This window comes from Corallococcus terminator, assembly GCF_003611635.1.
GTDB lineage: Bacteria > Myxococcota > Myxococcia > Myxococcales > Myxococcaceae > Corallococcus > Corallococcus terminator.
The window spans coordinates 1-4,304 of record NZ_RAVZ01000522.1 but is presented as its reverse complement, the minus strand read 5'-3'; the positions used below and the strand labels follow the sequence as shown (position 1 = coordinate 4,304).

3 protein-coding genes are annotated in these 4,304 nt (G+C 71.1%); all 3 read left to right on the top strand.

Annotation, left to right across the window (positions count from 1 at the left end):
* Nucleotides 1-5: 5 nt before the first annotated feature.
* The 3 genes from D7V88_RS39350 to D7V88_RS39340 all read left to right on the top strand — a co-directional run bounded on the left by D7V88_RS39350 (nt 6) and on the right by D7V88_RS39340 (nt 4,114).
* Nucleotides 6-2,135: a two-component system sensor histidine kinase NtrB gene (locus tag D7V88_RS39350; protein WP_120545656.1), complete on the top strand. Its 2,130-nt coding sequence runs from the start codon at nt 6-8 to the stop codon at nt 2,133-2,135.
* The gene (locus tag D7V88_RS39345; protein WP_120545655.1) at nt 2,125-3,501 is read left to right on the top strand and encodes a sigma-54-dependent transcriptional regulator; all 1,377 of its coding nucleotides are present in this window, start codon (nt 2,125-2,127) and stop codon (nt 3,499-3,501) included. The genes D7V88_RS39350 and D7V88_RS39345 overlap by 11 nt, the downstream gene beginning before the upstream one ends.
* A gap of 88 nt (nt 3,502-3,589) precedes the next feature.
* The gene (locus D7V88_RS39340; RefSeq protein ID WP_120545657.1) at nt 3,590-4,114 is read left to right on the top strand and encodes an OmpA family protein; all 525 of its coding nucleotides are present in this window, start codon (nt 3,590-3,592) and stop codon (nt 4,112-4,114) included.
* Nucleotides 4,115-4,304 lie beyond the last annotated feature (190 nt).

Sequence of the window (4,304 nt, the reverse complement as noted above, 5' to 3'; positions counted from 1 at the left end):
GCCCCATGCACCGCCTCCTCGCCCCCCTGCTCCTGCTCATCCTCGCCCTGGCCCTCGTGACGGGCGGGGCCGTGAGGTTCATCCAGCGCGACCGGCAGGCGCTCGTGGATCAATTCGCGAGGGACCGACAGGCCCAGTTGGAGGAGGCCGCCAGTGGCGTCGCCCGCTCCCTGGAGGACCTGGGGGACAACCTGCGCTTCGCGAGCGAGCTGCTCGCCCAGCCGGGCTCCACCGGGGACCACCACAACGAGCTGCGTGCCCTGCTGGAGTCGGTGGGCCAGTACCGGGCCATCGCGGTCCACGGCCCGGATGGCGCCGAGCGCCTCTTCCTGGTGGACCGCAAATCGCGCCACCTGCCGAGGGAGTCCGTCCATCCTCCGGCCCTGGCGGACACCGCGCGACAGGCGCGCGAGGCCCCCGCGGGCTACGTCATCCCCTCGTACCCCATCGAGGGCGCACCCTCCGGCTCCGGATGGATGCGCGTCTTCGCGACCCGCATCGACTCCGAGGCGCCCGAGGGCGGAGGTACCGTCGCCATCCTCGTGGACACCGAGCCGCTCTTCGCGCCGCTGCGCATGGTGACGGTGGACGGGAACACCCGGCTTCTGTTGCTGGGGGCCCACGGCATGCCCGCCCCCATGAGCGACCCGGGTCTGGTGGCGTGGCACCGGCGCATGAAGGAGTCCTCGGGAGCGCTCGTGCCGGGCCTGCTCGCACTGGAGGAACGCATGCGCGCGGGCGCCTCCGGAACGCTGCGGATCCCCGAAGCCGAGGCGCAGCGGCTGGGCCTGGGGCCGGCGGACGCGGTGGCCACCTTCCGGCCGCTGCGCATGCGCGGCGAGGCCTCCTGGTCCGTGGCGACGTTGTCCTCGACCAGCGCGCTGCGCTCCCATGAGCGCACCCTGGTGCTGCGCCTGTCGCTGGCGGCGCTGCTCATCGCGGTGTTCCTGGTGGCGTTCGGAACCTACGTGGTGCTGGCCAACCGCCGGGCCGTGGCGCTCAGCGAGAGCCGCCGCCACGCCGCCCGCTTCGCCCACCTGCATGAGAAGACGCAGAAGATCCTCGACCACATCCCCACGGGCATCCTCGCCCTGAGCCACGAGGGTCGCATCAGTGGGGTGAACCAGGCCCTGCGCTCCCGCCTGCCGCCCAGCGCGGTGGGCAGCACCCTCCTGGAGGCCTTCCCCACGGCCCCCGCCGCCGCGGTGCAACGGCTGGTCGCGCTGGTGGCCTCCGCGCGCGGCCTGGGCGTCGTGCGCAGCCTGCACGGTGAGCCGCTCAGCCTCTTCACGGAGAAGGACCAGTACAACGTCCACTCCGTTCCGTTGGAGCATGGGGACGGTGAGGTCAGCACGCTGCTGGTGCTGGAGGACCTGAGCAACGTGCGCATGCTGGAGGACCAGCTCCTGCGGGCGGAGAAGCTGGCCACGGTGGGCGTGCTCGCGGCGGGCGTGGCCCACGAGATTGGCACCCCGCTGGGCATCATCCGCGGCCATGCGGAATACATGCTCCAGAAGGTGGGCGGCGTGGAGCACCCGCAGGGCAGGGGCCTCAACGCCATCGTCACGCAGATCGACCGGGTGAGCCGCATCATCCGCCAGTTGTTGGACCTTTCGCGGCTCCAGCCCGCCCGCGCCGCGGCCGTCCCGCTCGTCCCCGTGGTGCGGGGCCTCCAGGAACTGCTCGACGTGGAGGCCGAGCGACGGCACCTCGACTTCGAACTGGACGTGCCCGAACGGCTGCCTTGCTTGGCGGCGGACGCGGATCAACTCCAGCAGGTGCTGCTCAACCTCACCCTCAACGCCTGTGACGCGTGCAGCGCCGGAGGCCGGGTGAAGCTGAGCGCGGCGGCCTTCGCGGGGTCGGGCGCCCAGGCGCTGGAGATGGTGGAGATCCGCATCCAGGACGACGGCCGGGGCATCGCGCCGGAGCATCTGCACCAGGTGTTCGACCCGTTCTTCACCACCAAGAAGCGGGGCCAGGGCACGGGCCTGGGCTTGAGCGTGGTGGCGCAGATCGTCCGCAACCACGGTGGCCAGATCGGGGTCGACAGCGAGCCCGGCCGGGGCACCGTCGTCACGCTGCGGTGGCCGGTGGCCGCCGCCCCCAATTGGGAGGAACGACATGCCGTCTAGCGCGCACATCCTCGTGGTGGATGACCATGAAGAGATGGGACAGATGTTGAAGGAGCCGCTCACGGACGCCGGCTATCGCGTGGACCTCTCCTCGAGCGGCGCGGACGCCATCGCCCAGCTCCGCTCGCGCCTCTACGACGTCGTCCTGTGCGACCTGCGCATGGAGGACGTGGACGGAATGGACGTGCTCGCGGCGGCGAGGAAGCACGACCCGGAGCTGCCCGTCCTGCTGATGACCGCGTTCGGAGCGGTGGAGAGCGCGGTGGAGGCCATGAAGCGCGGCGCCTACCACTACCTCACCAAGCCCTTCCGGCTGGACGAGGTGTTGCTCCACGTGGGACGGGCGCTGGAGGCCCGGCGTCTGCGCGCCGAACACCGCGACCTCAAGCGCCAGGTGGCGCAGCGCAGCGGCCTGGGGTCCCTGTTGGGCCACAGCATGCCCATGCGCACGCTGTACGAGCTCATCGACCGCGTGGCCTGTTCGGAGGCCCCGGTGTTGATCCGGGGGGAGAGCGGCAGCGGCAAGGAGCTGGTGGCGCGGGCGCTCCACTCCGAGGGGGCGCGCAGCCAGCAGCCCTTCGTGGCGGTCAACTGCACCGCGCTGCCCCACGCGCTGCTGGAGAGCGAATTGTTTGGCCACCTCAAGGGGGCCTTCAGCGGCGCCACCACCACGCGCCGGGGCCTCTTCGTCGAGGCGGATGGCGGCACGCTCTTCCTGGATGAAATCGGGGACATGCCTCCGGAGCTCCAGGCGAAGCTGCTGCGGGTCCTGCAGGACGGCGAGGTGCGGGCCGTGGGGGCGGACGGTTCCCGCCGGGTGGACGTGCGCATCCTCGCCGCCACGCACCAGGACCTGGAGGCACGGGTGAAGGAGGGCCGCTTCCGGGCGGACCTCTTCTACCGGCTCAATGTCGTCTCGCTGCGCATTCCGCCGCTGCGTGAGCGCACGGAGGACATCCCGAAGCTCGCGGAGCACTTCGTGGCGCAGGCGCGCCTGCGCAATCCGCGCTCGCCGGTGGGCGCGCTGGCCCCGGAGGTCGTGGCCGCGCTCACGCGCATGCCCTGGCCCGGCAACGTCCGCGAATTGGAGAACCTGATGGAGCGTCTGGTGGTGCTGGGCGCGCAGCCCACGGTGGACCTGTCCATGCTGCGGCTGAACTGCGCGGACGTCGCGGCACCGGAGGTCCACCCGCTGGCCGCGGCCCACGGGCAGGTGGTGCCGTTGCGGCAACTCGAAGGTGAATACATCGCCTGGGTGGTCGCACGCTGTGGAGGCAACAAGACGCGCGCCGCGGAGCTGCTGGGGATTGATGTCTCCACCATCCACCGCAGGGAGCGGACCGACAGCGGCATTTCGCAACGTTAGAACGGCGCGCTTTGCCAGCCGTGGCGCCGCACGGTGCGCGGCTCCAGACGAGAAGACAGCGGCACAGCCCTTGCTCATGTGCAAGGGCATGAACCGAACCCTCCTCTTCCTTCTGCTGACGGCTGTTGGACTCACGGGTTGCGCGAGGCGCGCCGCCAATCCGAGCACCGCTGACGCTGTGACCCGGCCGCCACCGGCCGCCGCGAGGGAGCGCGACGCCACCGCACCGCCCGCGTCCGATGACACGGAGCAGGCACTGGCGGCGCTCAGGGCCGCGCCCATCTACTTCACGCTCGACTCGTCCAGCCTCCCACCCGAAGCAGGCGATGAGCTGACGCGGGTTGCACAGGCATTGCGCCAGCGCTCCGTCGCGAAGGTGACCGTGTCAGGCCATACGTGTGAGCTGGGAACCACGGAATACAACATCGCCCTGGGACAGCGTCGCGCCGCCAGCGTGCGCGCGTACCTGATGCGGCTGGGGGTCGAACCCGAGCGCGTCTCCGTCGTCTCCTACGGTGAGGAGCGGCCCGCGGACGTGGACGCTCCGGCGAAGAACCGGCGCGCCGAGTTCTCCTTCCGCCTGCCCGAACAGGCCCATGCGGGCGAGCTGTAGTTCCTTCTCCACGGACTGGATTTTCTCCCCATGAGCCCCACCGACAACGCCCCCGTCCCGCCGTCCTCTCCTCGTTCCCTGCGCTGGCCCCTGGGCATCGCCGTCCTGGTTTCGCTCCTGGGCGGGGCTGGCATCTTCTTCTTCCTGCGCACGCCGGAGCCGCCGCCCGCGCCCACGCCCGCCTTCGCGG